Origin of the sequence: Micromonospora sp. WMMD723, assembly GCF_049863385.1 — a bacterium.
Taxonomy (GTDB): Bacteria; Actinomycetota; Actinomycetes; order Mycobacteriales; family Micromonosporaceae; genus Micromonospora; species Micromonospora wenchangensis.
In genome coordinates, this window is the sequence record NZ_JBMKNR010000001.1 from 2,640,435 (window position 1) to 2,665,481 (window position 25,047).

At 71.5% G+C, this 25,047-nt stretch carries 28 protein-coding genes and 1 tRNA gene; 15 read left to right on the top strand and 14 right to left on the bottom strand.

Features of this window, described 5'->3' with window-relative positions:
* The first annotated feature begins 179 nt into the window (after positions 1-179).
* From ACN261_RS12030 to ACN261_RS12055, 6 genes are all read left to right on the top strand, one after another.
* Complete coding sequence (locus ACN261_RS12030) at positions 180-713, top strand: SigE family RNA polymerase sigma factor (protein WP_204925928.1); 534 nt, start codon at positions 180-182, stop codon at positions 711-713.
* Positions 700-1,941 (top strand): hypothetical protein, encoded by a 1,242-nt coding sequence (locus tag ACN261_RS12035; RefSeq protein WP_425850067.1) that lies wholly within the window; start codon positions 700-702, stop codon positions 1,939-1,941. The genes ACN261_RS12030 and ACN261_RS12035 overlap by 14 nt, the downstream gene beginning before the upstream one ends.
* 161 nt (positions 1,942-2,102) lie before the next feature.
* The gene (locus ACN261_RS12040) at positions 2,103-2,246 is read left to right on the top strand and encodes a hypothetical protein (RefSeq protein WP_425850069.1); all 144 of its coding nucleotides are present in this window, start codon (positions 2,103-2,105) and stop codon (positions 2,244-2,246) included.
* 11 nt (positions 2,247-2,257) lie between these two features.
* The gene (locus ACN261_RS12045) at positions 2,258-2,650 is read left to right on the top strand and encodes a PPOX class F420-dependent oxidoreductase (RefSeq protein ID WP_425850071.1); all 393 of its coding nucleotides are present in this window, start codon (positions 2,258-2,260) and stop codon (positions 2,648-2,650) included.
* A 201-nt stretch (positions 2,651-2,851) separates the two neighbouring features.
* Positions 2,852-4,231: a glycoside hydrolase family 6 protein gene (locus tag ACN261_RS12050; RefSeq protein WP_421485269.1), complete on the top strand. Its 1,380-nt coding sequence runs from the start codon at positions 2,852-2,854 to the stop codon at positions 4,229-4,231.
* Positions 4,232-4,333: 102 nt separating this feature from the next.
* Complete coding sequence (locus ACN261_RS12055) at positions 4,334-4,756, top strand: nuclear transport factor 2 family protein (protein WP_421485271.1); 423 nt, start codon at positions 4,334-4,336, stop codon at positions 4,754-4,756.
* Positions 4,757-4,843: 87 nt separating this feature from the next.
* Here the strand turns inward: ACN261_RS12055 and ACN261_RS12060 are convergent, their stop codons facing one another.
* Together ACN261_RS12060 and ACN261_RS12065 are read right to left on the bottom strand one after the other, a co-directional pair.
* The gene (locus tag ACN261_RS12060; protein WP_421485272.1) at positions 4,844-5,788 is read right to left on the bottom strand and encodes an NADP-dependent oxidoreductase; all 945 of its coding nucleotides are present in this window, start codon (positions 5,786-5,788) and stop codon (positions 4,844-4,846) included.
* 179 nt (positions 5,789-5,967) lie between these two features.
* On the bottom strand, positions 5,968-6,822 hold the full coding sequence (locus tag ACN261_RS12065; protein WP_421485274.1) for a helix-turn-helix domain-containing protein: 855 nt from the start codon (positions 6,820-6,822) through the stop codon (positions 5,968-5,970).
* 171 nt (positions 6,823-6,993) lie between these two features.
* On the opposite strand from ACN261_RS12065, the gene ACN261_RS12070 reads away from it, so the two are divergent.
* Positions 6,994-8,301 (top strand): alpha/beta hydrolase family protein, encoded by a 1,308-nt coding sequence (locus tag ACN261_RS12070; RefSeq protein ID WP_425850074.1) that lies wholly within the window; start codon positions 6,994-6,996, stop codon positions 8,299-8,301.
* Between the two features lie 129 nt (positions 8,302-8,430).
* On the opposite strand, the gene ACN261_RS12075 is transcribed toward ACN261_RS12070, so the two are convergent.
* The 4 genes from ACN261_RS12075 to ACN261_RS12090 all read right to left on the bottom strand — a co-directional run bounded on the left by ACN261_RS12075 (position 8,431) and on the right by ACN261_RS12090 (position 11,997).
* On the bottom strand, positions 8,431-9,075 hold the full coding sequence (locus ACN261_RS12075) for a response regulator transcription factor (protein ID WP_363656783.1): 645 nt from the start codon (positions 9,073-9,075) through the stop codon (positions 8,431-8,433).
* Positions 9,076-9,090: 15 nt separating this feature from the next.
* Positions 9,091-10,416, bottom strand: a complete 1,326-nt coding sequence (locus ACN261_RS12080; RefSeq protein ID WP_425850077.1) for a sensor domain-containing protein — start codon at positions 10,414-10,416, stop codon at positions 9,091-9,093.
* 88 nt (positions 10,417-10,504) lie between these two features.
* Positions 10,505-11,275 carry an ABC transporter permease gene (locus tag ACN261_RS12085; protein ID WP_421485278.1) on the bottom strand — a complete coding sequence of 257 codons (771 nt, stop codon included), beginning with the start codon at positions 11,273-11,275 and terminating at the stop codon, positions 10,505-10,507.
* A complete protein-coding gene (locus ACN261_RS12090; protein ID WP_421485279.1) occupies positions 11,272-11,997 on the bottom strand; it encodes an ABC transporter ATP-binding protein in 726 nt (241 codons plus the stop codon). Before ACN261_RS12090 ends, ACN261_RS12085 begins: the two co-directional genes overlap by 4 nt.
* A 188-nt stretch (positions 11,998-12,185) precedes the next feature.
* On the opposite strand from ACN261_RS12090, the gene ACN261_RS12095 reads away from it, so the two are divergent.
* From ACN261_RS12095 to ACN261_RS12110, 4 genes are all read left to right on the top strand, one after another.
* Entirely contained in the window at positions 12,186-12,767 is a 582-nt protein-coding gene (locus ACN261_RS12095; protein ID WP_425850081.1) for an RNA polymerase sigma factor, read from the top strand.
* Entirely contained in the window at positions 12,764-13,609 is an 846-nt protein-coding gene (locus tag ACN261_RS12100) for a hypothetical protein (RefSeq protein WP_425850083.1), read from the top strand. Before ACN261_RS12095 ends, ACN261_RS12100 begins: the two co-directional genes overlap by 4 nt.
* 166 nt (positions 13,610-13,775) lie before the next feature.
* Positions 13,776-14,174 (top strand): Imm7 family immunity protein, encoded by a 399-nt coding sequence (locus ACN261_RS12105; protein WP_421485285.1) that lies wholly within the window; start codon positions 13,776-13,778, stop codon positions 14,172-14,174.
* Between the two features lie 304 nt (positions 14,175-14,478).
* Entirely contained in the window at positions 14,479-14,886 is a 408-nt protein-coding gene (locus tag ACN261_RS12110) for a hypothetical protein (protein ID WP_421485287.1), read from the top strand.
* 26 nt (positions 14,887-14,912) lie between these two features.
* Here the strand turns inward: ACN261_RS12110 and ACN261_RS12115 are convergent.
* Positions 14,913-14,988 (bottom strand) — tRNA-Arg (locus ACN261_RS12115).
* A gap of 445 nt (positions 14,989-15,433) precedes the next feature.
* Here ACN261_RS12115 and ACN261_RS12120 point away from each other — a divergent pair.
* Positions 15,434-16,180 carry a phosphotransferase family protein gene (locus ACN261_RS12120; RefSeq protein WP_425850086.1) on the top strand — a complete coding sequence of 249 codons (747 nt, stop codon included), beginning with the start codon at positions 15,434-15,436 and terminating at the stop codon, positions 16,178-16,180.
* Between the two features lie 51 nt (positions 16,181-16,231).
* Here ACN261_RS12120 and ACN261_RS12125 read toward each other — a convergent pair whose 3' ends face one another.
* The 3 genes from ACN261_RS12125 to ACN261_RS12135 form a co-directional block, all read right to left on the bottom strand.
* Positions 16,232-16,837, bottom strand: coding sequence for a TetR/AcrR family transcriptional regulator (locus ACN261_RS12125; RefSeq protein WP_425850088.1), 606 nt, complete (start codon positions 16,835-16,837; stop codon positions 16,232-16,234).
* Between the two features lie 77 nt (positions 16,838-16,914).
* On the bottom strand, positions 16,915-17,739 hold the full coding sequence (locus tag ACN261_RS12130) for an enoyl-CoA hydratase/isomerase family protein (protein WP_425850090.1): 825 nt from the start codon (positions 17,737-17,739) through the stop codon (positions 16,915-16,917).
* Positions 17,740-17,777: 38 nt separating this feature from the next.
* Entirely contained in the window at positions 17,778-18,779 is a 1,002-nt protein-coding gene (locus ACN261_RS12135; RefSeq protein WP_425850092.1) for an NAD-dependent epimerase/dehydratase family protein, read from the bottom strand.
* 244 nt (positions 18,780-19,023) lie between these two features.
* On the opposite strand from ACN261_RS12135, the gene ACN261_RS12140 reads away from it, so the two are divergent.
* Genes ACN261_RS12140 through ACN261_RS12150 form a run of 3 tightly spaced genes read left to right on the top strand, consistent with a single transcriptional unit; the run spans position 19,024 to position 21,268 of the window.
* Positions 19,024-19,422, top strand: a complete 399-nt coding sequence (locus ACN261_RS12140) for a GntR family transcriptional regulator (RefSeq protein ID WP_421485297.1) — start codon at positions 19,024-19,026, stop codon at positions 19,420-19,422.
* Positions 19,419-20,309, top strand: a complete 891-nt coding sequence (locus tag ACN261_RS12145) for an ABC transporter ATP-binding protein (protein WP_425850095.1) — start codon at positions 19,419-19,421, stop codon at positions 20,307-20,309. The genes ACN261_RS12140 and ACN261_RS12145 overlap by 4 nt, the downstream gene beginning before the upstream one ends.
* On the top strand, positions 20,306-21,268 hold the full coding sequence (locus ACN261_RS12150) for an ABC transporter permease subunit (protein WP_425850096.1): 963 nt from the start codon (positions 20,306-20,308) through the stop codon (positions 21,266-21,268). The genes ACN261_RS12145 and ACN261_RS12150 overlap by 4 nt, the downstream gene beginning before the upstream one ends.
* Positions 21,269-21,347: 79 nt before the next feature.
* Here ACN261_RS12150 and ACN261_RS12155 read toward each other — a convergent pair whose 3' ends face one another.
* From ACN261_RS12155 to ACN261_RS12170, 4 genes are all read right to left on the bottom strand, one after another.
* Positions 21,348-22,139, bottom strand: coding sequence for an MBL fold metallo-hydrolase (locus ACN261_RS12155; protein ID WP_425850099.1), 792 nt, complete (start codon positions 22,137-22,139; stop codon positions 21,348-21,350).
* Positions 22,140-22,277: 138 nt separating this feature from the next.
* A complete protein-coding gene (locus tag ACN261_RS12160; RefSeq protein ID WP_425850101.1) occupies positions 22,278-23,093 on the bottom strand; it encodes an alpha/beta hydrolase in 816 nt (271 codons plus the stop codon).
* Positions 23,094-23,122: 29 nt separating this feature from the next.
* Positions 23,123-23,956, bottom strand: coding sequence for an alpha/beta fold hydrolase (locus ACN261_RS12165; RefSeq protein ID WP_421485304.1), 834 nt, complete (start codon positions 23,954-23,956; stop codon positions 23,123-23,125).
* Positions 23,957-24,061: 105 nt separating this feature from the next.
* The gene (locus ACN261_RS12170; RefSeq protein WP_425850103.1) at positions 24,062-24,880 is read right to left on the bottom strand and encodes an alpha/beta fold hydrolase; all 819 of its coding nucleotides are present in this window, start codon (positions 24,878-24,880) and stop codon (positions 24,062-24,064) included.
* Positions 24,881-25,047 lie beyond the last annotated feature (167 nt).

Below are 25,047 nucleotides of genomic sequence, written 5' to 3' on the forward strand. Positions count from 1 at the left end.
CGAACCCTGTCAGGGCGACGCCGTCCGACCCAGCCCACTGGTCGTAGCGTTGCGGGTATGCCTGGCCCTACCCGGCCGGGAGATCGTCGCACACGGTGATCCGGCAACTACTTGACCGGGCCGTGCAACTCCCCGGGCCGGTGGTCCCGTTCTACCTCCGGCACAAGGAGGCAGCCGACGTGAGAGCCGAAGACGAACAGGCGTTCCGCGAGTTCGTGACGTCCCAGATGGCGTCGTTGCGCAAGCTGGCGTACATGACCTGCGGTGACTGGCACGCGGCGGAGGACGCCGTGGCCAACGCCCTGGTCAAGCTCTATCCCCGCTGGCGGAAGCTGGAACGGCCCGATCTCTACGTCAAGACCATGGTCTACCGGGCGGCGGTCGACGAGACCCGGCGGCCGTGGCGGCGGGAGCGCTCGTCCGGTGACGCCATGCCGGACGTCGCGCTGCGGGACCCGGCCGACGCGACCGACGAGCGGATGCGCCTGCGGGCCGCGCTCGATGCCGTACCGGCCCGGCAGCGGGCCGCCGTCGTGCTCCGGCACTACCTGGGCCTGAGCCTGGAGGACACGGCCGGCGTCCTCGACTGCACGGTGGGCACCGCCAAGAGCCAGGTCTCCCGGGGCCTGGCGAAGTTGCGCGAGTCGCTCGCCGCCGAACGCATCAATCTCACCGGTAATTCGATCGAGGAGTGGACCAGTGCAGTTGCATGAATTCGTGGACGCGGTGACCGGTCAGGAGCCACCGATGACCCGTACCGCCGACGACATCGTCGCGGCGGGCCGGCGGGCGCAGCGGCGTCGCCGGGCCGGGTTCGCCTCGGCGGGCGCGGCCGGCCTGGTCGTGGTCGCGGTCGCCGGCGCGTTCGCGCTGCCGACCCTGGGCGCCGGGCGGGACACCACCGCCGCGCCCCCCTCGGCGGGTGCGGCGGCCGCCGGCCCCGCCGAGGCCCGCTGGTCCGACGCCCCGCCGTTCACCTTCACCTTCAAGGGGTACGACGCGGGCCCGCTGCACGTGCAGGACCCGATCGTCGCGTCGGTCGGCTACCAGATCGCCTCGGTCTACTCCGACGGCCACGTCTCGAACGACAAGCCGGTCACGGCCGACGAGATCGAGGCGGGCGGCGACCCCATCGAGCAGAAGAAGCGGGCCACCGGGGGCAAGCCCAGCCTGTGGGCGTACCTGACCGTCTACCGGCCGGGCGTCTTCGACCCGGCCGGGATCAGGAACGGCCGGAAGGTCACCGTGGCCGGGCACCGGGCCGTGCAGGCGACCCTGCCGGTCGGCCTCGACCCGAGCAAGCCGGTCGACGAGGGCAACAAGCTGCTCGCCTGGGAGTACGCCCCCGACGCGTGGGCGGCCGTGACTTCCATCTCCAGCTCCGTGGCCTCGCCCAGCTTCCAGGACCTGGGCGGTCTGGTCGGTGGCCTGAAGCCCAGCCGGCCGAAGCCGGCCACGGTGCCGTTCACCGTGGGCTACGTGCCGGGCGGCTACCGCCCGTTGCAGTCGGGCACGCACGCCATGCCCGGCCTCAGCGGCATCGCCGCGGCCCGCGCCGGTGACTACGGCGGCGCGACGTACACCCGGCCGGCCGCGCCCACCTCGGGCCTGACCGCGCCCTACGACCAGGCCGAGAACGGCATCAAGGACGGCTTCCACATCTTCGTCACGCCGGCCGGCAGCTCGAACCAGTCCCCGGAGCCGGGAGTGACGAAGTGCTACCCCGGCTCGGACCGGCGGGTCCCGGGTGACGACGCAGCAGGCGGCGGCTTCTGCAACATCTGGAACGCCGACGGCACGGTCGTCCTCCAGGTCAGCGGGATGGGCCTGGGCAACAAGCTGCCGCTGGCCGAGCTGGAGAAGGTCGCCAAGGGGATCAGGGTCGCCGACGTCAGGAACGAGTCGACCTGGACCCCGGCCGCGCAGGCCCTGCGGCCGTAACGGAGAACTGCCCCCTCGGGCGGGGCGGCACCCGGCAGGGATCGGGACCGGCCGCCGCCCCGGCGACAGCGGCACCGCGCACGACGGCGGTGCCGCTGTCGCCGTGTCGGGGTGACGTCGCCGGGTCGGGGTGACGTGGCCGTGTCGGGGTGGGCAGCGTCATGGACGCCTCCCGCACCTTCGCCCCGCCGTTGTGGCGGCGTGCGCTGCGGATCGCCCTGGCGGGCCTGCGCGGTGCCGACCTGTCCGACGACCCGCCGCAGGAGTCGGTCATCGACCGGCTCTACCACCACACCCCGAGATGAAGGCGCAGCCCATGACTGCTCTCCCCGACGACCTGGTCGCGGTCCTGCACGGCAGGGCGATCTGCTTCGTGACCACGCTCATGCCCGACGGGTCACCGCAGATCTCCCAGACCTGGGTGGGCACCGACGGCGAGCACGTGCTCGTCAACACCGTGGACACCCACCAGAAGACCCGCAACGTTCGACGCGATCCGCGGGTCGCCATCGGCGTCGCCGACCCCGCCGCCCCGGCCCGGTACTGGGCGTTGCGTGGCAGCGTGGTGGACATCTCCACCGCCGGTGCCCGCGAGCACATCGACGAACTGTCCCGCAAGTACCTCGGTCGCCCCTATCCCGGCTTCGGTGGTGGTGGGCAGCAGCGGGTCCTGCTCACCGTGAAGGTCGACCGGGTGCACACACCGTGACCCGCTGGGCGCGTCGCCGCCTCCTGTTCCGGTCGCCGCGCCCCCGCACCGGCGGTACGCTGCCGTCCGGCCCACCCATCCCTCGAAGTTGGTCGATGCCTAAAGGGTGGGCCGTACGTCTTGGCAGCGGCGCACGCCTCGGCTACCGTCGTGGGAACGCTCCCATGTAGAAACATCTATGTGATCAGGAGGCAACACGTCGTGGCTACCCTCTCCTCGCTCCGCCGCAGATCGGTGGCGGCCTTCAGTGTGGCGGCCGTCGCGGGCGTCACCGCCGCCGGCGTCTGCCTCGCCGGCGGCACCGCCTCCGCCGGGACGATATCCGGACCGCTCTACCGCGACCCGACCACTGCCGTCGTCCGCTGGGTCGCCGCCAACCCCGGCGACTCGCGCGTCGGCGTCATCCGCGACAAGATCGCCAGCCAGCCGCAGGCCCGGTGGTTCGCCAACTTCAACCCGTCGACCGCGCAGTCCGAGGCCGCGTCGTTCGTCGGCGCCGCCAACTCCGCGCGGCAGATCCCGGTGCTCTCCATCTACGAGATCACCAACCGGGACTGCGGCGGGGCCAGCGCCGGGGGCGCGCCCGACCTCAACCAGTACCAGACCTGGGTGTCGAACTTCGCCCGGGGGCTGGGCAACCAGACGGTCATCATCATCCTGGAGACCGACTCGCTCGCCCTGCTGACCTGCCTGAACAGCAACGAGATCAACGCCCGTAACCAGGCGATCTCGACGGCCACCCGGACCCTCAAGGCGGCCAACCCCAACGCCAAGGTCTACCTCGACGGCGGTCACTCCACCTGGAACAGCCCCAGCGAGACGGCCAACCGCCTGCGGGCGGCCGGCGTGCAGTACGCCGACGGCTTCTTCACCAACGTGTCGAACTTCAACCCCACCTCCAGCGAGGCGAGCTTCGGCCGGAACGTCATCAACGCCCTCAACGGCATGGGCATCTCGGGCAAGCGCCAGGTCATCGACACCAGCCGCAACGGCGGTGCCAGCGGTGACTGGTGCGGCGACGACAACACCGACCGTCGCATCGGGCAGTACCCGACGACCAACACCGGCGACAACAACATCGACGCGTACCTCTGGGTGAAGCCGCCGGGCGAGGCCGACGGTTGCCGCTACACCGCCGGCTCGTTCCAGCCGGACCTGGCCTTCAGCCTGGCCAACGGCGCACCCAACCCGCCCGTGACGACCCCGCCGACCACGCCGCCGCCCACCACGGCTCCGCCGACGACCCCGCCGCCCACCACGGCGCCCCCCACCACGCCGCCGCCGGCCGGCAACGGCTGCACCGCGTCGGTGGTGGTCAACCAGTGGAACGGTGGCTTCACGGCGAGCGTGACGGTCACCGCCGGTGCCACCGCCCTCAACGGCTGGAACGTCAGCATCAACCTGCCCGGCGGTGCCAGCGTCACCAGCACCTGGAGCGCACAGTCCAGCGGCACCAGCGGGACCGTCCGGTTCACCAACGTGAGCTACAACGGGCAGGTCGGTGCCGGGCAGTCGACCAACTTCGGCTTCCAGGGCAACGGCACCGGTCCCGGTGCGACCGCCACCTGCGCGGCCAGCTGATCCCCTCCGACGGCGACGGCCCGACGCGGAGAAACCCTTCCGCGTCGGGCCGTCGCCGTTCGGCGTCCCCCGGTCCGGCTCGTCCGCGGGCTAGACTGGAGAGTGGACCTCACACACCAGGAAATCTTCCAACGGTACGTCTACGCCGGGGCGGTCACCCGGGACCCGGATGCGATCGCCGCGCTGTTCACCGAGGACGGCGTGTACGAAGCACCGCTGGCTCCCGCCGGCCATCCGCTGCACGGTCGGCTGGTCGGCCGGGCGGCGATCCGGGCCGGGACCAGCGCCTACCATCAGCTTCCGACCCACCAGGGCACGGTGAACCAGGCGCGCTCCGCCCACCTCCTGCACGACACCCCGGACCCCGACGTGTTCATCGCCGAGATCGACGTCGCCTTCGACGGGCCGGACGGGCAGCAGACGACGATGTCGCTCGTGCAGATCTTCCGACTCCGCGCCGGGCGGATCGCCGTGCTCCGCGACTACTTCACCGAGCCGCCCGCCGACGCCTCCGCCGGTCGGTAGCTCACCCGGGTACCCCGGCCGCCACCACCGGGCGTCGACGCCGGCGATGGCGGCGTCGACTACCTGACCGACCCTGCCGGGAGCAGGTCAGGCCGCAGGCACGAGGACGACGGTCTTACCGGACAACTCACCCGCGCCGGCCTGGGCGTGCAGAGCGGGCAGGTCGGCCAGCGCCACCCGGCGGGTGACCTCGACCCGCAACTCGCCGGTGCCGACCCGCGCCGCCAGGTCGGCGAGCTGGTCGGCGTCACTGCGGACGAACAGGTCGATGCCGCGTACGCCACGCGCCTCGTCGGCGGGGGCCGGCATCCAGACGGTGGTGTTGACCAGGGCCCCGCCGTCACGGATCAGCGGGACCAGCGCGGCGAGCCGCTCCGGGGCGACCGGGGCGAGGTTGAGCACCAGGTCGACCGGCTCGGTCACCGCAGCCGCCACGTCGGTGCCGGTGTGGTCGATCACCTCGTCGGCCCCGGCGGCCCGGACCCGGTCGGCGCTGCGGGGGCTGGCGGTGGCGATCACCCGGGCACCGGCCTCCTTCGCCAGCTGCACCGCGTAGCCGCCGACCGCACCCCCGGCCCCGTTGACCAGCACCCGCTGGCCGGCGGTCAGCCTGCCGTGGTCGAACAGTGCCTGCCACGCCGTCAGGCCCACCAGCGGAAGCGCCGCCGCGTCGGCCAGCGGAATGTTCCTGGGCGCCCCCGTCAGGATCTCCGCCGGGGCGATCACGTACTCCGCCGCCGCTCCGGTGCCCGTCATCGGCAGGAAGCCGATGACCCGGTCGCCGACCGCGACGTCGGTCACACCGTCGCCGACCGCGTCGACCGTGCCGGCGACGTCGAGGCCGGGGGTGTGGGGCAGCTCGACCGGGATCGGGCCCTGCATGTAGCCCGCCCGGATGTTGCCGTCGACCCCGTTGAACGACGTCGCGGCGACGCGGACGCGGACCTGGCCGACGCCGGGGGTCGGCTGCTCCACGTCCTCGTAACGCAGCACCTCGGGGCCACCGAACTCGTGGAAACGCACTGCCTTCATTGCTGGACCTACCTTCGGGTGGACGCCGCCGACGGGTTGCGATCGTTCGGCGGAACACGGGTGCGGCATCGCTCGACGTCGCCAGGGCATCCGGTCCGCCGTCACCGGAGTCGCCCGGAGGCAGCCGCCGGATCCGCGGTCGCCGGATGCGTCACCCAATCTGGCAGGAACCGGCGCGGTCAGCCTGGGCCAGGTTGGCCCACCCTGACGATGCCCGGCCCACCGGCGTCGTCGACGATCTCGGCGAGGCGTGCCGCATCGACCGACCGCGGTGCCGCGGTGAGCATCAGGGCCGACAGATCGTCGCCCGGGATGGTGAGCAGGCTCCCGACGAGCGTGACGACGCCACCGTCCGGATGGACGAACGCGGCGCTGCTCTCGTAGGCGACCACCGGTCGCGGCGTACGCCACAGGGTGTCGAACAGGCCGCTGCGGCTACGCATCTCGTCCACCAACGCGGCGAGGGAGGCGTCGGCCGGGTAGCGCAACACGGCGCTGCGCAGGCGGGCGACGAGGACCGCCTCGTGATCGGTCGCCTCGGCCGCCGACTGCCGGAAACCCAGGAACGGGTCGCAGAACGTACGCCAGGCGACGTTCCACTCCCACGGGTCCCCGGTGAGGTCCCAGTGCCCCAGGGCCAGGAACGCGTTGTTCACGGCGACCAGGTTCATCGCCGCGTCGGAGACGAACATCGGGGTGTCGGTGAACCGTTCCAGCAGCCGCATCGCGCCCGGACCGATCTCGTTCGGCACCCGCCCGTCGGCGGCGGCGTACCCGGCCAGCGCGCAGAGCCGCTCGTACTCCGCCCGCCCGACGCGCAGGGCACGGGCGATGGCCTGCACCACCCCGGCCGACGGGTGGCTGCGCCCCTGCTCCAGCCGGCGAACGTAGTCCGCCGACATGCCCGCCAGGTCGCCGAGTTCCTCCCGCCGCAGCCCCTGCACCCGCCGCCGGCCGACCGGCAGCCCGACCGTCGCCGGCGTCGTGCTCTCCCGCAACTGGCGCACCGCGACGCCGAACTCGTGACGTTCCACGGCCCCAGTGTGCCCCGCCCGGTCGGACCGCAGGTCGCGGGTGGTCCCGGGGGTTATCCCCGGGACCGGTGCGGGTGGAAGCCGCCTTCTACCGGCCCCGTCGCGCTCCTAGCGTGGGAACGACCGAGGGCGGCCGCCAGGCGCAGCCCCGGTTTCCCGAGGAGCCCGCTCATGGCACGAGGAATCCGCACAGCCCTGTTCGCCGCGTTGGTCGCCGGCTGTCTGACCCTGACGAACGCGGCACCCACCTTCGCCTTCGGCACCGTCGCGCCGTCGACCCTGAAGGGAGGCGACGGGCCGGCCCGGCTGAGACTGCCGACGCCGACCGGGCCCTACCCGGTGGGCACGGTCGACCTGCACCTGGTCGACCGCTCCCGCACCGACCCGTGGGCGACCACCCCGGCCTCCCGCGAGCTGATGGTCAGCCTCTGGTACCCGGCCACCGACGTGGCCCGCTTCCCCCGGGCACCCCACATGCTGCCCGGCGCGGCGGCCCACTTCGGCAGCGCCGACGGGGTCGGGGTCAGCCTGTACGGCATACCGGCCGGCGCGGTGGACTTCGCCGCCACCGGGACCAGCGGTCACCGGGGTGCGCCGATGGCGCGGCACGGGCGACCGTTCCCGGTGGTGTTGTACTCCCCCGGGGCCGGCGATCCACGGACCTGGAACACCACCCTGGTGCAGGACCTGGCCAGCCGGGGGTACGTGGTGGTGACCATCGACCACACCTACGAGACGTCCGAGGTGGAGTTCCCCGACGGCCGGGTCCTCACCACCGTGTTGCCGCAGCTCTTCGAGCAGGCGCAGCAGCCCGACGACTTCCAGCGACTCGCGGCCCGCGTGTTCGACACCCGGGTCGCGGACATCCGCTTCGTACTCGACCAGCTGGCGGCCCTGCACCGGGGCGTGAACCCCGACGCGGAGGGCCGACCGTTGCCCCGGGGCGTGGCGGGCGGCCTGGACCTGCGCCGGACCGGCATGTTCGGCGTCTCGGCGGGCGGGATCACCGCTCTGCAGGTGATGAGCGAGGACCCCCGGATCAGGGCCGCGATCGACATGGACGGCAGCATCGAGTCACCCATCGTCCCGGACGCCCTCCGGTTGTGGCCGGTGACCCGTACCGGCCTGGACCGGCCGTTCATGTTCGTCGGTGACGCCGGCACCGACCACCGGCAGACGCCGTCCTGGCGGATGCTGTGGGACAACAGCACCGGCTGGCGGGTCGACCTGCGGCTCGACGGCGCGCCCAGCGAGGACGCCTACAAGGACGTCGTACCGTTGCTCCCGCAGATCGCCAGGCAACTCGGCCTGCCCGACAGCTTCGTCACCGGGACCATCGGCACCATCGACCCGGCCCGCGCCGTCCGGACCCAGGAGACCCTGGTCACCGCCTTCTTCGACAGGTGGCTGCGCGACCGGGACGGGCACCTGCTGGACGGTCCGTCGCCACGACTGCCCGGCGTCACCTTCATCCCCTGACCCGCGACCCACCCCGCCGGCCGGTGGCCCCTCGGCCGCCGGCCGGCAGCCCTGTCGGTTGCCGGCCGGCGTTCGTGTCGGTCGCCGGCCGACGGGCACGCACGCCGGCCGGCGTCGGACCGGGCAGGGTCAGCCGCCGAGGTGACGCAGGACGGCCAGCACCCGGCGGTTGTCGCCGTCCGAGGCCGGCAGCCCGAGCTTCGCGAAGATGTTCGCCACGTGCTTCTCCACCACCCCGGGGGTGATGGCGAGCGCCGCCGCGATACCGGCGTTGGACCGGCCCTCGGCCATCGCCGAGAGCACCGCACGCTCGCGGGGGGTCAGCGACGCCAGCCCCGCCACGTCCCGCCCGGCCCGCATCAGGTGACCGACCACCTCCGGATCGAGCGCGGTGCCGCCGGCCGCCACCCGGGTCAGCGCCGCCACGAAGTCGGCGACGTCGGCGACCCGGTCCTTGAGCAGGTAGCCGACCCCGCTGGGCCGGTCGGTGAGCAGGCGGGTCGCGTAGCGGGTCTCGACGTACTGGGAGAACACCAGTACCCCGACACCGGGATGGTCACGGCGGATGTCGATCGCGGCGCGCAGCCCCTCGTCGGTGTGCGTCGGCGGCATCCGGATGTCGACCACGGCGACGTCCGGCAGGGCGTCGGCGACGGCCGACCGTAACGAGTCCGCGTCGGCCACCGCCGCGCACACCTCGAAGCCACGGTCGGTGAGCAGCCGGACCAACCCCTCGCGCATCATCGCGGCGTCCTCCGCGATCACCACCCGCATGCCGTCGCCTCCGTTTCACACCTGTGTGGGTAGCTCGATCTCGACCCGGGTGGGCCCGCCGGCCGGGCTGTGCACCCGCATCCGGCCGTCCACGACGGTGATGCGGCGGGCCAGCCCGGTCAGGCCGGGGCCGTCCGGGTCCGCGCCGCCGGTGCCGTCGTCGGTGACCCCGAGCGTCAGACTCCGACCGGTGCCGACGACACCGAGCCGGACCCGGGTCGCGTGGCTGTGCTTCGCCGCGTTGGCGAGCAGTTCGGCCGCGCAGAAGTAGACGATCGTCTCGATCGCCGGCGCCGGCCGGTCAGGCAGCTCGACCGTCACCGTGACCGGGAGCGCGCTGCTGGAGGCGAGGGTCGCCAACGCGTCGCCGAGGCCGTTGTCGAGCGCCGGCGGGTGGATGCCGCGTACCAGGTCGCGCAGGTCGGCGAGGGCGTCCTTCGCGCCACGGTGGGCGAGGGCGACCAGCTCGCGGGCCTGCACGAGGTCGGGCGGCGGGCCGTCGACACCGAGCTTCTCGGTGGCCATGCCGAGGTTCATGGCCAGCGTCGCCAGCCGGATCTGCGCGCCGTCGTGCAGGTCCCGTTCCAGCCGGCGCATCATCGTGGCCGCGTCGTCGATGGCCTGGGCCCGGCTGACCTGGAGCTGCCGCACCCGTTCGGCGAGCCGACGCGGGCCGAGCAGCCACCGCATCGCGGCCAGGTCCGCGGTGGTACCGATCCGCAGCAGCGTCGGTGCCACCAGGAGCATGGCGAGACCGGCCGCCGCGATGAGGAACGTGCCGGCGATCGTCCGCGCCCCGATGGGGCCGAACGGGGTCAGCGCCCACACCGGCCCGAGGCGGGTGCCGGGCGGATGGTTGCGGAACAGCGGCCACCACAGCGGGTAGCTGAGGTTGACCGGCCCGAACACGTAACAGAACAGGCCGTAGCCCTGCGGAACGGCCAGCGGCACCTTGAGCAGGGCGTACCCGCAGGCCCGCCAGCCCGGTCCGTCGGTGACCAGCGCACCGGGCCGCCGCGACGGCCGGGGTGGCGGAGCCTGCACGGGTACGCCGAGCAGCCGGGACGCGAACCGGCGGTGCACCGCTCCCGTCGCGCGCCCGACCGGGGCGGCCAGCACGACCAGCAGCCCGACGGTGAGCGGGAACAGCACCAGGAACAGCGGCGCGACGGTGGGGGCGGGCTCACGGGACATGGCCCCGGTGGCCCACAGGACGAGGGCACCCACGGCGGGCACGAGCATCGGTACGGCCAGGACCGCGACCGCGCTGAGCACCCCGACCAGGCAGAACACGGCCTGACGCAGGACCGGTCCGCTGAACGGTGCGCGCAGCGCGGTCATCGGCCCATTCTGGCCGATGACCGCGCTGCGGCCTGCACCGTTGCGACCGGCCCGGTCGTGGCCGGCCCCGCCGTCGTCGGCCCGTGGGTCACGCATCCCGGGAGCGGAGCAGGACGCCACCACACCCGATCGCCACCGCCGCGTACCCGCACATCAGCAGCACGCTGACCCACCCGGTGAACAGCCCGGACCCGGGCGAGAGCACCGCCACCGAGTTGAGCAGCATCAGCAGCGGCACGAAGCGTCCGACGACGACGCCGTGCTCGCCGAACAGCCCGACCACGATCGTGGGGACGAACATCAGCGCGAACAACGTCCCGATCGCGGCCCCCGAGTGCCGTACCAACGCCCCGACACCCACCCCGATCAGCGCGGTGGCGGCCAGATAGCCGCCGGTCAGCAGGACCGCCCGCAGGACCGCCGGGTCCCCGAGGGAAGCGGTCGGGATGGCGGTGCCGCGGATCGCGAGCTGCCCGCCCAGGTAGCCGGCGGACGTCCCGGTCATGCCCACGGCGAGAGCCGCGCCACCACACACGGCGGCCTTCGCCGCCAGGACGGTCCGACGCCGCGGCACGGCGGCGAACGTCGACCGGATCTGCCCGGTGCCGTACTCGCCGGTCACCAGCAGGACGCCGAGCACACCCAGGAACAGTTGGGCCAGGATGGCACCGCTGAGACTGTTGTTCAGGATCTGGGCGGTGGTGGCGACCGGCGTGTGGGACCGGTAGCCGAGGCCCACCCCCACCCCGGTCGCCGCCATCGACAGCACCGTCGCGACCGTCAGCCACCACGTCGACCGGACGCTGCTCAGCTTGATCCACTCCATCCGGGCCACCTGCCGGAATCCGTAGCCGTTCATGACACCTCCGTGCCGCGGTAGTCGGTGGACTGCGAGGTGAGCCGGAAGAACGCGTCCTCCAGCGTGTCGTGGCGGCCGGCGAGTTCGGCGACGGTGGTCTCCGCCAGCAGTTCGCCCCGGCCGATGACCACCAGCCGGTCCGCGGTCAGCGCCATCTCGGCGATCAGGTGACTGGACACGAACACCGTCCGGCCCTCGGCGGCCAGGGCGCGCAGCAGGCTCCGGATCCAACGGATGCCCTCCGGGTCCAGCCCGTTGACCGGCTCGTCGAGCAGCAGGACCCCCGGGTCGCCCAGCAGCGCCACCGCCACGCCGAGCCGCTGGCGCATGCCGAGCGAGTAGGTGCCGGTGCGCCGCTTCGCCGCGTCCGACAGACCCACGAGGCGCAACACCTGGTCGACCCGCGAACGCCTGATGTCGTTGCTGGCGGCAAGCGCGGCCAGGTGTGCGTAGCCGCTGCGGCCGGGATGGAACGCCCCGGCGTCGAGGAGCGCGCCGACCGACCGCAACGGCCACGTCAGGTTCGCGTACGGCACCCCGCCGATCAGCGCCTCCCCACGGTCCGGAGCATCCAGCCCGAGGATCATCCGCATCGTCGTCGACTTGCCGGACCCGTTCGGGCCGAGGAACCCGGTCACCACGCCCGGCTGGACCCGGACGGTCAGCCCGTTCACGGCGACCCGGCCCCCGTAACTCTTGGTCAACTCCAGTAGTTCGATCACGAGATCGACGGTAGGTAACACGCTCGGCGGTCAGAAGCCGGCAACCACCCGGCCCGGCCTGGTGGTTTTCCCCCAGCAGCCCGGATCCCACGCCGGCAGCCGCTCGGACGTCGCTCCCGACGACACATCCGGATCCGCAGTCCGCCGCCGCGATGCAACACAGTCGGCGTGGACGGCCATAGTGTGCTGTGAGGCATCAGGTACGGCCGTCGGACGAGGAACTGTGGTCCTCGATCGCCGCCGGTGACGAGTGGGCATTCGGTCGGCTCTTCGACCGGTACTCCCGCCCGGTCTACAACCACGCGTTCCGGCTGACCGGTTCGTGGTCGACGGCCGAGGACGTCACCCAGGCGACGTTCCTCGTCGCGTGGCGCCGTCGGCGTGACGCCCGACTGGTCGACGGTTCGGCGTTGCCGTGGTTGCTGGTCGTCACCACCAACGCGGTGCGCTCGGAGTGGCGGTCGGCGCGCCGGTGGCTGGCGCTGCTGCGCCGGCTGCCGGGGGAGCGGCCCACCGATGGTGACCTCGCCGACGAGGTTTCCGCGCGGCTCGACGACGAGCGGCGGATGACCGAGGTCCTTGCGGTGGTCCGCCGGCTGCCACCGGCCGAGCGGGAGGCGGTGGCGTTGTGCCTGTGGTCGGGCGTGTCGTACCCGGACGCGGCAGCGGTGTTGGGCATCAGCGAGGTGGCGGTGCGGTCCCGGGTCAGTCGTGCCCGCAGCCGGCTGGCCCGTCTGCTGCCGAAGGAGATCCAGGAGGGGACACGGTGAACGACATTCTCGATCTGCCCGGGGAACGGGATCTGCCGCCGGGTGCGTCGCTCGCGATGCGGGCCCGGATCCTCGACTCCGTGAGCCCGCCTCCGGCGCGTACCCCGCGACTGCGGGCCGCCGTGGCGGTGGCGGCACTGCTGGTCGTGGCGTCCGGTGCCGTGGCGGTGGTGTCGGACCGGCCGGAGGGCTCGACGGTGCAGGTGCTCGCCATGGGAGCCGGGGAGTTGTCGCCGTCGCTGCGGAGGGCGGCCGAACGGTGCCTGCAGTGGAACTCCCCGCAACGACAGACCCAGCGGGACCCGCAGGAACCACCCGTCCCGGTGTCCCTGGCCGACCTGGCGGTGGGCACGGAGCGGGGCGGCCGCGCGCTGGTGTTGTTCATGAACGACGTCGGCTACGCCACCTGCGACGTGGAGTGGGCGGGTACGGCCCGGGAGTCCGGCGGGGGCACCGCCGAGCCGTGGCCGCACGGTGAGCTGCTGCCCGGGCCGGTGCAGCGGCTGCTGCTGACCTCCACCGAGGCCGACGGCGGGGACGTCAGCGTCAGCGGCCGGGTCGGCAGCCGCGTCCACCGCCTCGTCCTCGACCACGGCGACGGCCACACCACCACAGCACGACTCTCGCGAGGCGCGTTCGGCCTGATGACCAGCGACGCCCGACTCAGCGCCGGTGACGCCCCTGAACTGGTCAGCTACGACGCCACCGGAACGGAGATCGACAGGCGTCCGCTGTTCCAGGCCGAAGACGAGCTGGAGCACTGCTATGCGGGTCCGGACGGGAAGCGGATCTACGGCAGAACGGCCAGTGGTTGCCGACCGGCCGAGAAGTGGCGAGGGTAGTCCTCGGTGGAAGCTGAACACGGCCCGCAGGATCGGGTCGCTCGTCGACGACCAGTCGTCGCCCGACGGCCCCGTCAGCGCCAGGGCTCGACATACCCGGTCGAGTTGCGCTGAGCGGTGTGCGGTGTTCGGTACGTCATCGATGCCAGACCGCTCGGAGGGTGACGTGTACGAGTTCCACGGATGGTTCCACCTCGCGCAGAACACCGAGGAGTCGGACACCGGCCAACTCGGTGCCGTCATCGACGAGCTGAACGAGATGATGGCCGAGCTGAACGTCCCGACGAATGTCTCGGCGGAGGTGATGGTACTCAACGGGGATCACCACCTGATCCTGCACGGGGGAGCGAACCGACGTCGCGACGAGGCGGCCGGGATGCGCCAGGTGCTCGAGTTCGTGGCCCGACGACTGCCGGGGTCCTATGGCCTCCTTTACGAAAGGGATGAGGAACTGCGTGATACCCCCGGACCGAACGCGTTCCTGGTCCACGTCATGGCGCGGGGTGGCATAACCGAACGCCTCGACCCGTTCCTGTCGCCGCTTCATCCCGTCGTGGAGGACTGATTCCTCCCCTGGAGTTGCCCCGGCTGTTACACGCGATCCCGGAAGTGTGAGCACGGCGGCATCTGCTCGGAAACCCCAGCTTCCGTAGCTGCGGTCGCCATCACCCGTGGTGCGATCACCGCAGCCCGCACCGGCATGTGGAAAGGACTAAAGTTCCGGCCGACAAGGACGTGACAAGGCAGGCCGAAGAAGGTGGGGATCCTTCGTGCCCGCCGTTGACCGTCGGAGTTGAAGGCTGCCGGCACGTGGATGGCGCGGCGAGCTATCCATTGATCATGGCGCCAATCCCGCGTAGTTTCATTGTGTGACTTACGGGAATGCCGCAACAGCCCATACCCGACCCGCGCGTTGGCTGCCGCTGGTACTGAAGCTGGCCGGACTGGCGCTTGTGGTCGCGGTCACGGTGGCGGCGACTCTGCTGGCCGTCGACTCACGCCGCGAAGCGCACGCACGCGATGGAGTGCGATGGTGCCACCAAAAGGTCATCGGGAAGGCGCTGGAAGAACAGAAGGCCACCACACCAACTGCGGTCCGGTTCCTGGACGAACAGTTTGTCATCGGCCAGAACGGGGCTGGACGACCCGCTATCGAGGTCGATGGTGCCGTGGTGATCGCCGGGGTGGAATCACGCTACTCCTGCGGCCAGGAGTACGCGGACGGCACCGGCCACCTGACGGTTCACTGGGCCAATGAGAGGACCGGGCAGGGCTAGCTGACTTCGGAGCCACGGCTGTGGCCTGGTGCCCCCGGCAGGATTCGAACCTGCGACACACGGTTTAGGAAACCGATGCTCTATCCCCTGAGCTACGAGGGCGCGAGCGCCTAGTCTAGCGACCTGCGGGTCCACCTGGGGTGGCAGGGACTGTCCCACGCACCACCTACAGCACCCGGACCCCCGTTCGCCCAGCCCAGGACCACACCCCGAGCACACGAACCCCCGGTTGCGGCCGCGAACGGCTGTGGTCACCCGCGTTCGTACCGGTTGACCCGGGGTGGCATCCGCTGGCGAGCACACGCCGCGCACATCATCGAAGATCAACGACGTCCCGTCTGTGCACCCACCTTCGGCGTCGCCGCCGGAGGAGCGCGGAGCGTTTCCCCAGGGGGCGCGCACCCTGCCGTCATACCGACGACGACGGCCTCCGCCGCGCGTGATCATGCCGACATGCGCGAGTCGATCAGGTCGCTTGCCTGCACGACGTACCGCATCCGACTCGCACGTGGTAACCCGCAGTGGCGTAGCTGACCAGCCCGCGATAATGGCCGGCGTGGAGGAGGTCTCGGTCGTCGTCGCCCATCGCGAGCGCGCGACCCTGCGCGTCGGCGACGTGTTCCTGAAGGTCGACAGCGACCAGGCGCGCATCGATGTCGAAGTCGAGGCGATGCGGCTGGCGCCCGTCCCGACCCCGGAGGTCCTGTGGCGCAGGCCGCCCGTCCTCGCGATCGCCGCCGTCCCCGGCCAGGCACTCGGCTGTCTCGGCGAGCCGTCGTCCGCGTCACCGGCGGCGTGGGCTGCGGCGGGCGCTGCGATCCGGAGGCTGCACGACGCGCCACCGCCGCCGTGGGTCGGCAGGAAGCTCGTCGGGCTGGACGCGGAACTCGATCGCGAATGTGCCTGGCTCGTCGACAGCGGCGTCCTGCCGGCCGACCTGGTCGACCGCAACCGCGCGATAGCCGAGGCGGCGATCCGGCCGTGGACGCCGGTGTTCATGCACGGCGACCTGCAGATCACCCACATCTTCACCGACGGCGACGAGGTCACCGGGGTGATCGACTGGTCCGAGGCGGCGCCCGGCGACGCACTGTACGACCTGGCCGTGCTGACCCTCGGGCACGCGGAACGGCTCGACGATCTCCTCGCCGGTTACGGTGTCGACGTCGACCGGGACGTGATTCGCGCCTGGTGGTCGCTGCGTAGCCTGCTGGCGTCCCGCTGGCTGATCGAACACGGATTCGACCCGTCCTCGCCAGGCTGCGAGTTCGACGTACTGAGATCCCGGATGTGAGGCCGCATGAGCCCGACGGCCACGGGCGGTGGCGAAGGCTCGGCAACCGTGTCAGGAACCGTCGGCCGCTTCCGTGGCGCTTCCGCGGGTTTGAGCGGCGACCATGGTGACGAGGGTGTCGATCAGCTCTTCGGCGGTGGTCTGCCACTTGTCGCCGGCGAGCTGGCCGGTGAGTTCCATGCCGGCGATGCCGTCGGCACTGGCGAGCAGGAGGGCGGCGTACCGGCGGGCGTGGTGTTCGCCGGTCACGGCGGCGACTACCCGAAGGGATTCGTCCTGGGTGGGTTGGGCGGCCCGGGCGAACGCGGTGGGATCGCTGGCGGGGCTGCTGAACATCAGGCGGTAGAGATGGGGTTGGCGGCGGGCGAGGTTGATGAAAGCGGCGAGGAGGGCCCGCAGCTTTGCGGCAGGTGTGAGCTCGGGGTCTCGATGGATGGCGCCGATTCGTTGACCGAGTTCGTCCCAGGCATCGCTGCCGACCGCGATCATGAGGTGTTCCTTGTCCGGGAAGTGCCGGTAGGGGGCTCCGCGGGTGACCCCTGCCCGTGCCCCGACGGCACGGAGGGTCACGGCTTCGAGGCCGCCGTGGTCGAGCAGCTCGGCCGCCGCTTCGAGCAGGGCCTGGCGTGTCGCGGCGGCGGTTTCAGCCCGGATCATCCGCTCATCCTATGGCCGGGTCAGGACGCCTTTGCCGACCGTGGGCGAGGGGTCGTGGCTACCGGCTCCTGAGGTTGCTACGGCTGTTCGGCGAGCGACGCGAGGTGCTGGCCCAGGTTCCGTTCGAGGTCGTCGATCCCGATCCGGGCGACGAGTGCGCCGACGGCCCGCCGGCGAGCCTCGACACCAGGTCCCGTGGTGGATCGGGCGGACTCGGCGAACGACGCCAGCAGGTGCTCCTCCGGCGGCAGGGTGGCGCGGTTCACCTGGGTTTTGACCGCCGTGACGGCGCGCTTGTCGAAGCTGGCGATACGCCGGGCCACTGCGTCGACGACGTCGTCGAGGTCGGCGTCGGGAATCGCCCGGGTGACCCAGCCGTACTGTGCGGCGCGGTCCGCGTCGTAGTCCTGACCGGTCAGGAGCACCTCCAGGGCCCGGTCACGGCCGAGGAGGTGGGTCAGTCGTTCGGTGCCGCCGGCACCGGGGAGCAGACCGAAGCCGACCTCGGGCTGGCAGAAGATCGCCTGTTCCCGGCTGGCGTAGCGCAGGTCGAAGGCGGCGGTGTACTCCGCGCCGCCGCCACGGGTACGTCCTCGGATCGACGCGATGCTGACGAACGGCGCGGCGGCCAGGCGCATGCCGAGTTCGACGAACCCGGGCAGGCGTCCGCTGCCGGCCATGGCCGCGAGGGCCGGGATCTGGTCGCTGTCGACGTGGTTGAGGAGGAACCCCGGCGTCGCACTGTCGAAGATGACGACGCTGACCTGTTCCTCACCGCTCAGACGGTCGACGAGGTCGAGCAGTTCTGCCACGGTGTCCGCGCCGATCAGGTTGAACGGCGGACTGGCGAACGTGACTCGGCGCACCTTCGACGTCTGGTCGACCACGGTGAACTGACTCATGGGGATTTTTTCGCTGGTGGGCGGTGTAGGCGCGAGGTTCAGCGGCCCAGGGTGGGGGAGTGCGCCATCTGCCGGAGTCCTTCGTCCACGGTGATCACCGGCTGGTAGCCCAGCCGACGTCGTGCCCGGGTGATGTCGTAGACGCGGTCGCGGCCCATGAACGAGACGATCCACGGGGTGAGCGGTGGTGCGGTGGTGCGGCGACGCGCTTTCGCGGCGGTCTGCATGAGCGTGGCCAGCGGCGAGGCGACCGCCCGGGGAACGCTGTTGGCCGCGCTGACGTCGATGCCACGGGTGGCCAGCAGAGGGGTGAAGAAGTCACGGGCGGGGCGGGGGCTGCCGTCGGTGACGTAGCAGACCAGACCGTGATCCCCGCGGTCGAGTGCCAGCGTGATGATGTGGGCGAGGTTGTCGACGTGGCAGAAGTCGACCATGTGCCGCCCGCCGTCGATCCAGGAGAACCGGCCGGCTTCGACGGAGTCGACGAATCCCTGCAGGGTGTGGGTCATGCCGCGGCCCCACAGGAACGGCGGCCGGACGACGACCAGCGAGGTGTTCCCGTGCGGCAGGACGAGCAGTTCCTGCTCGGTGCGGAGCTTCACCCGGCTGTAGGCGATGTTCGCCGTGCCCGTGTCGGAGTTCTCGTCGACGGTGTGGTCGTGGTTGGTGCCGGTGGAGACACTGGCTGCGGACACCAGGACGAATCGCTTGACCTGTGCGTCCACGGCGGCCTGGTAGAGGGCCCGGGTCGGCAGCAGGTTGCGGTCGACGAAAACCTGGTCGGGTCCCCAGAAGGCCATGAAGGCCGCCGAGTGCACGACGGCGTCGACCTCGCCGAGGATCGGTGGCCATCCGGGCCCACTGCCGGACGTGACCAGGTCCGACAGGTCACCGCTGACCGGGAGCCCGCCGGCCGAGGTGATCGCGTCGGCGGCGGCCGTGGACCGGGCGAGCGCGTGCACCGTGTGCCCGTCCTCGACCAGCCGCCGGAGGATCGCTCCCCCGGCGAAGCCCGATCCACCAGTAAGAAAGATTTTCATTGATGCTCCTCGGTGATCGCGTGACGCCCCTGGCCTGGGTGCGGATGTCGATTCCGGCAGGCCGAGGGCCCCGGCGCCGCAAGATGACAGCGTCATCACAGTTAGCGTAGGCAATCGAGATGACACCGTCAACGATTTCGGATGACTTTGTCATCAGCAGGGTGGCTCGTGGACACGAAGGCGCGGCTTGACGGCGGGCGAGCTTTGTCGCTTTACTATTCTCCTAGTAAAACAGGAGGGTGTGATGTTCCACTTCCGGCTCGACACCGGCTCCGGCGTGCCGCCGTACCTGCAGCTGGTCCAGCAGGTGCAGCAGGCGGTCCTGCTGGGCTTCCTCCGCCCCGGTGACCGCCTGCCACTGATCCGGGAGGTCGTCGAGTCGCTGGCCATCAATCCGAACACGGTGGCGAAGGCATACCGCCAACTGGAGCAGGAGAACCTCGTCACCGGCCGGCCGGGACACGGCACGTTCGTCACCGACACGCTGCCGGCTGCGGTGCCCCCGGCCACCTACACCTCCCTGCGGGGGGGCCTGCAGACCTGGCTACGGAGGGCGTACGCCGCAGGGCTGGACGACCAGGCGATCGCCGCCCTGTTCGCCAGCGTCCACCACGGGACCAGGACGAATGCGGAGTCAGCATGACGACCCAACCCGCGCTGCGTACGCAGAACCTCGGCAAGCGGTACCGCAAAGGCTGGGCCCTGCGCGACTGCACCCTGGAGCTGCCCCCCGGCCGCGTCAGCGCCCTGGTCGGACCGAACGGCGCCGGCAAGACCACGCTGCTGCGCCTGGCGGTCGGACTGCTCACGCCCACCACCGGCTCGGTCGAGGTGCTCGGCGAGTCGCCCGCCACCAACAGCGTGCGGGCCCTGACCCGCATCGGCTTCCTCGCGCAGGACCACCCGCTCTACCGCCAGTTCACCGTGGCGGACCTGCTGCGCTTCGGTCGCTCCTGCAACGTGCGCTTCGACCACGAGCTGGCCGCGCGACGCCTGACCCGGCTGGGCATCCCGCTGCACGCCCGCGCCGGCGCGCTCTCCGGCGGGCAGCAGTCCCAGGTGGCGCTCACGCTGGCGCTGGCCAAGCGACCCGACCTGCTGGTCTTGGACGAGCCACTGTCCAGCCTGGATCCGCTGGCCCGGCAGGAGTTCCAGCGGACCCTGATGGGCGCGGTCGCCGACAGCCAACTGACCGTGCTGTTCTCCTCCCACGCCCTCCACGAACTGGAACGGGTCTGCGACCACCTCGTGGTGATCAACCACGGCCGGGTCGTGCTCGCCGGCGACATCGAGTCGCTGCTGGCCGAACACCGGCTGCTCGTCGGTCCGCGGGTCGGGACGGACCACCGCGACCCGTCGGTGATCGAGGTCAGGCACAGCGACCGGCACACCACCATGCTGGTACGCCAGGCGGCGACGCCTGTCATCCCCGGCTGGCAGGCGAACCCCGTCGGGCTGGACGAGCTCGTGCTGGCCTACCTGCGCCGACCCGCCGACCTCGACGCCGAAGACCGGGAGCGGGCCGCATGACCTGGATGATGTGGCGTCAGCACCGTACCGAGGTCCTGGCACTGACGGTCTTCGTCGGCGTCGTCGCCGTGGCGCTGATCGTCCTCGGCCGGCCGATGCACGCCCTGTTCCCGATGGGTCCGGCCCACTGCCTGGCGCCACCGCTGGACGAGGGCTGCCGGTCCGCACTGGCCCGGCTCCAACAGGACCACGGCTACAGCACCACCGTGCTGATCCTGCTCAACTTCGTCCCGTACGCGATCGGCGGTTTCCTCGGCGCGCCGCTGCTCGCCCGGGAACTGGAGGCGGGCACCTGGCAGCTGGCCTGGACCCAGGCGGTGCCCCGCCGGCGCTGGCTGACCGTCAAGATCCTGGTGCTCGGCACCGTCAGCGTCCTTCTCGCCGCCGGACTGTCCGCGGTGGTCGCCTGGTACCGGCAGCCCCTCGACCTGCTGGGCGGGTTCGACATCACCGGCTTCGACCTGACCGGGGTCGTGCCCATGGCGCACACCCTGTTCGCGTTCGCGCTGGGCGTCGCCGCCGGACCGGTGCTGCGCCGCAGCCTGCCGGCCGCCGCCGTGGCATTCGTGGCGTTCCTGGCCGTACGCGTCACCATCGCCGGCTGGATCCGCCCGCACTTCCGCACGCCGGTCACCAGCGTCCAGGCATTCGTACCGGGAGCGGGCGACCTCACCGACGGCACGACCAACGCCCGGGACATGATCCTCGACCAGGGGTTCGTCGACGCCGACGGCCGCCACATCACCGGTCTCGAAGCCGTGATCATGGAGGGGAGGGCGCGGGAGGGGGGCGGTGACCCCGCCATCTACCTCCACGACCACGGCGTCCGACGCTGGGCTGTCTACCAACCCATCGAACGCTACTGGGCCTTCCAGGCCATCGAGACCGTCACGTTCGTCGGGCTGGCCGTGCTGTTGCTGGCCCTGGTCTTCTGGCGGATCCGCCGCCCCACGTTCTGACCGGACGGGCCCACGGCGAACGCCAGCGCGGGGCACGCACCGCGCACATGACCGACGATCACCTCGCCGTCGGAGGTGTTCACACGGTGATGGTGGTCGGCGCGCCGATGGACAGCCAACGGATGCTGTGCCGGACGTCGTCGGGGGCCCTGCTGAAGGCGCGTTCGATGGCGTCGCGGCTGTCCTGGAAGTGTCCCCAGCCCTCGTAGTGCACCGGGATGACGGTGTGCGCTCCGACCAGGCGGCACAGGTCGGCGCCCTGCCGGGCGGTCATCGTGTAACGAAGGGGACCGGTGGCCGGGAACCGGACGCCGCCCAGGTGCAGCAGGGTGGTGCCGACGCTGAGGCGGTCGGCGACGTGGCGTACGCCGCGGTGCAGCACGGTGTCGCCGGTGACCCAGAGGACGCCGTGCTCCTGGCCGGCCCAGCGCAGCGCGAATCCGGTCACGTCGCCGACGACGGGACGGCTCAACGGCGGACCGTGTCGGGCCGGCGTGGCGGTGACCTCGATGGTCGGCCGGTCCGGAGCTTCGAGTCGGGTGGTCGCCCAGACGGCGAGACCACGGGCGGGACAGTCGAGGCGTCCCGCTGCGCTGCTGGTGGTGATCACGGTGCCGGCCGTCGGGAGCAACCTCCGGCCGGCGTCGTCGAGGTTGTCCCCGTGGTGGTCGTGGGTGAGCAGCACCGCGTCGATCGGGGGAAGGTCGCCCGGGGGGATCGCGGGGCCGGTCAGCTTCCGGGAGCTGGTGCCCCAGCCGAAGTCGTACCTGCCGCCGGCCGGGTCGAAGGTCGGATCGGTGAGCAGCCGCCACCCCTCGACCTCGATCAGGGTGGTCGGCCCGCCGATGTGGGTGATGCGTACGTCGGTCATGAGGGCCCCTCCGGGTGCCGGGGCGACGCCGCACCCCGGTCGGGATGCGGCGTCACACGGGTGTTCATCGTTGCGGCCGGTCGACGGCGTGATCGTGCGCCGGTGGCCCGGCGGACGGGCTGCCCCACCGGCGGACGCTCAGCGGACCCCGGTGGGGGTGGCGTGCTGGACCGCCCAGTTCAGCGCGTAGTCGGCGACCTCCTCCCAGCCCTGCTGGGCGGGGAGCAGGTGGGCCCGGTCGGGGAACTCGACGACCTCGGTGAGGGTGTCGGACTTGTAGTGCCTGGCGTTGGACCGCTGGATCGACGGCGGCATCAGGTGGTCCTTCTCGCCGGAGATGAAGAGCAGCGGGCCCCGCCTGTCGTTGTGGTAGTCGACCCAGACGTCCTGGTGACCGGGCTGGAAGTTCGCCAGCACGCTGCCCCACAGGATCGCCCCCGACGCCGGCACGTGGTACCGCTCGTACAGCGCCCGGGATGCCGCCTCGTCGAAGGTGTTGGTGAAGGCGTAGTGCCACTGGTCGTGGGTGAGCCCGATCGCCCGGTGCCGGTTGGCCGGATTGTTCAGCACCGGGAACGTCGACCGGATCTGCGACAACGGGACGATCGTGACGCCCTCGGTGGGGGCGGAGTTGATCGCCACGCCCGCCGCCCCGTACCCGTGGTCGAGCAGGACCTGGGTGAACGCGCCACCAGCGGAGTGACCGATCAGGATCGGTGGGGTGGCCAGCTGCGCGATGAGGTCTTCGAGGTGCGCGATGATCTGCGGCACGGTCACCCGTTCGACAGGCGACGGATCGGCGTTGAGCGCCTCGACCTCGACCTCGAAGCCGGGGTAGGCGGGCGTGAGGACCCGGTAGCCCTGGCTCTCGTAGCGGGCCTTCCAGTGTTCCCAGGAACGCGGGGTCACCCAGAAACCGTGGACCAGGACGATGGTGTCCGGCTTGCTGTTCATGGCGGTTTCCTTTCCGTCGGCTGACGCGGTCAGTCGACGTGCCGGTCGAGGAAGGCGAGCAGGTCGGCACCGAGCTGCTCGGGGTGGGTGTCGGTGATGCCGTGCGGAGCACCCGGGTAGACCGTGAGTTCGGCGTCCCTGATCCGGGCGGCCGAGGCTCTGCCACCGACCTCGAACGGCACGATCTGGTCGTCGTCGCCGTGGATGACCAGGGTCGGGATGTCGAAGGCGTCGAGGTCGGGGCGGAAGTCCGTGGCGGAGAACGCGGCGATGCACTCGTAGGCGTTGCGGTGGCCGGCCTGCATGCTCTGCAGCCAGAAGGCGTCCCGGATGCCCTGGGAGACGTCCGCCCCGGGCCGGTTGTGGCCGAAGAAGGGACCGTCGGCGAGATCCCGGTAGAGCTGCGAACGGTCGGCGAGCGACCCGGCGCGGATCGCGTCGAACACGTCGACCGGTACGCCGTCGGGGTTGTCGGCGGTGCGCAGCATGAACGGGGGGACGGCTGAGACCAGGACGGCCTGTGCGACGCGGGCGCTGCCGTGCCGGCCGAGGTAGCGGGCGACCTCACCGCCGCCGGTGGAGAACCCGACCAGGGTGGCCGCACGCAGGTCGAGGGTGTCGATCAGGGTGGCGAGGTCGTCGGCGTACGTGTTCATCTCGTTGCCGTGCCAGGTCTGGGTGGAGCGGCCGTGGCCACGCCGGTCGTGGGCGATGACCCGGTATCCCTGGCCGGCCAGGGTGAGCATCTGGGCCTCCCAGCTGTCGGAGTTCAGCGGCCAACCGTGGGAGAGGACAACCGGGCGACCCGCGCCCCAGTCCTTGAAGAAGATCTGCGCGCCGTCCGTAGCGGTGATGTAGCTCATGGTATCTGCTCCTGTCGGGACCGGTGGCGTTCCGCGGGCGGCCCGCCGGTGCGGAGTGGGCGATCGGTTAGTGGGGCGAGAGGGTGTCGCCGGCCGTCGCTCAAGTCAGCGGGTGGTGGCGCGGGCGGCGGCCCTGATGAGGTCCGCGCACACGCCGGGCTTGGAGATCATCGCGACGTGGGAGGCGTTGACCTCGACCCGGTGGCCGCCGGCGCGGTCGGCCATGAACCGCTGGGCGTCGGTGGGGATGAGGTTGTCGTTGCGGGCGATCAGGAACCAGGACGGGATGGTCTTCCACGCCGCCGGCCCGGCGGGCTGCTCCAGGGTGTGCACGTCGCTCGGTCGCTGGCTGGCGGCCATGGTCGCGGTGGTGGTGGCCGGCAGGTCCCCGGCGAAGACGTCCCGGAACACGGCCGCCTTGACGTACCCGTCGTAGCTCGTGCTCCCGTCGGGCAGCGGGTACGGCCGGATGTCCAGCGCGTCCTGGCCCAGCTTGCTGCCCGGGAATCTGGTCTGCAGCGTGAACACCGTGTCACCCTGGTCCGGGGCGAACGCGGCGACGTAGACGAGGGCCTTGACGTTCGGGTTGCCGGTCGCGGCGTTGGTGATCACGAAGCCGCCGTAGGAGTGGCCGACCAGCACGATCGGGCCGGGAACCGTCTGCAGGACGCTGGACAGGTAGGCGGAATCGGCTTCCACCCCGCGCAGCGGGTTGGCCGGAGCGAGCACCGGATAGCCGTCACGCTGCAGCTTGCGGGTCACCTCGGCCCACCCGGACGCGTCGGCGAACGCGCCGTGCACGAGGACGACAGTGGGTTTCGGGTGGGACGTCGCGGCGGAGGCGGCGGGGACGGTGGTCGCCGCGGTGGCGGCCACGATCGTGGCACCGATCAACAGGGACCGGCGGCTGACGGAGACGGGCATGGTGTTTCCCTTCGGTAGGCGCGGGTTGCGGTGCGTTCGCATACCTGCCGGGCGGCATCGCCGGCATCCGGTGGAGGTCTCCCGTGTCCCGGGGGATCAGCCGGTACGCCTATGCAACCAGCGGCGACGGGCGGGAACCATGCAGAACATTACGCAGAACCTGGTCC

Coding starts and splice junctions, on each gene's coding strand:
- ACN261_RS12125 (WP_425850088.1), bottom strand. CDS start 16,837: ATGATCCGGGCTGAAACCGCCGCCGCGACACGCCAGGCCCTGCTCGAA.
- ACN261_RS12060 (WP_421485272.1), bottom strand. CDS start 5,788: ATGAAGGCAGTGCGTTTCCACGAGTTCGGTGGCCCCGAGGTGCTGCGT.
- ACN261_RS12040 (WP_425850069.1), top strand. CDS start 2,103: ATGGACGCCTCCCGCACCTTCGCCCCGCCGTTGTGGCGGCGTGCGCTG.
- ACN261_RS12135 (WP_425850092.1), bottom strand. CDS start 18,779: ATGAAAATCTTTCTTACTGGTGGATCGGGCTTCGCCGGGGGAGCGATC.
- ACN261_RS12085 (WP_421485278.1), bottom strand. CDS start 11,275: ATGAACGGCTACGGATTCCGGCAGGTGGCCCGGATGGAGTGGATCAAG.
- ACN261_RS12070 (WP_425850074.1), top strand. CDS start 6,994: ATGGCACGAGGAATCCGCACAGCCCTGTTCGCCGCGTTGGTCGCCGGC.
- ACN261_RS12045 (WP_425850071.1), top strand. CDS start 2,258: ATGACTGCTCTCCCCGACGACCTGGTCGCGGTCCTGCACGGCAGGGCG.
- ACN261_RS12165 (WP_421485304.1), bottom strand. CDS start 23,956: ATGAGCTACATCACCGCTACGGACGGCGCGCAGATCTTCTTCAAGGAC.
- ACN261_RS12140 (WP_421485297.1), top strand. CDS start 19,024: ATGTTCCACTTCCGGCTCGACACCGGCTCCGGCGTGCCGCCGTACCTG.
- ACN261_RS12170 (WP_425850103.1), bottom strand. CDS start 24,880: ATGCCCGTCTCCGTCAGCCGCCGGTCCCTGTTGATCGGTGCCACGATC.
- ACN261_RS12160 (WP_425850101.1), bottom strand. CDS start 23,093: ATGAACAGCAAGCCGGACACCATCGTCCTGGTCCACGGTTTCTGGGTG.
- ACN261_RS12150 (WP_425850096.1), top strand. CDS start 20,306: ATGACCTGGATGATGTGGCGTCAGCACCGTACCGAGGTCCTGGCACTG.
- ACN261_RS12130 (WP_425850090.1), bottom strand. CDS start 17,739: ATGAGTCAGTTCACCGTGGTCGACCAGACGTCGAAGGTGCGCCGAGTC.
- ACN261_RS12120 (WP_425850086.1), top strand. CDS start 15,434: ATGGCCGGCGTGGAGGAGGTCTCGGTCGTCGTCGCCCATCGCGAGCGC.
- ACN261_RS12075 (WP_363656783.1), bottom strand. CDS start 9,075: ATGCGGGTGGTGATCGCGGAGGACGCCGCGATGATGCGCGAGGGGTTG.
- ACN261_RS12145 (WP_425850095.1), top strand. CDS start 19,419: ATGACGACCCAACCCGCGCTGCGTACGCAGAACCTCGGCAAGCGGTAC.
- ACN261_RS12155 (WP_425850099.1), bottom strand. CDS start 22,139: ATGACCGACGTACGCATCACCCACATCGGCGGGCCGACCACCCTGATC.
- ACN261_RS12080 (WP_425850077.1), bottom strand. CDS start 10,416: ATGACCGCGCTGCGCGCACCGTTCAGCGGACCGGTCCTGCGTCAGGCC.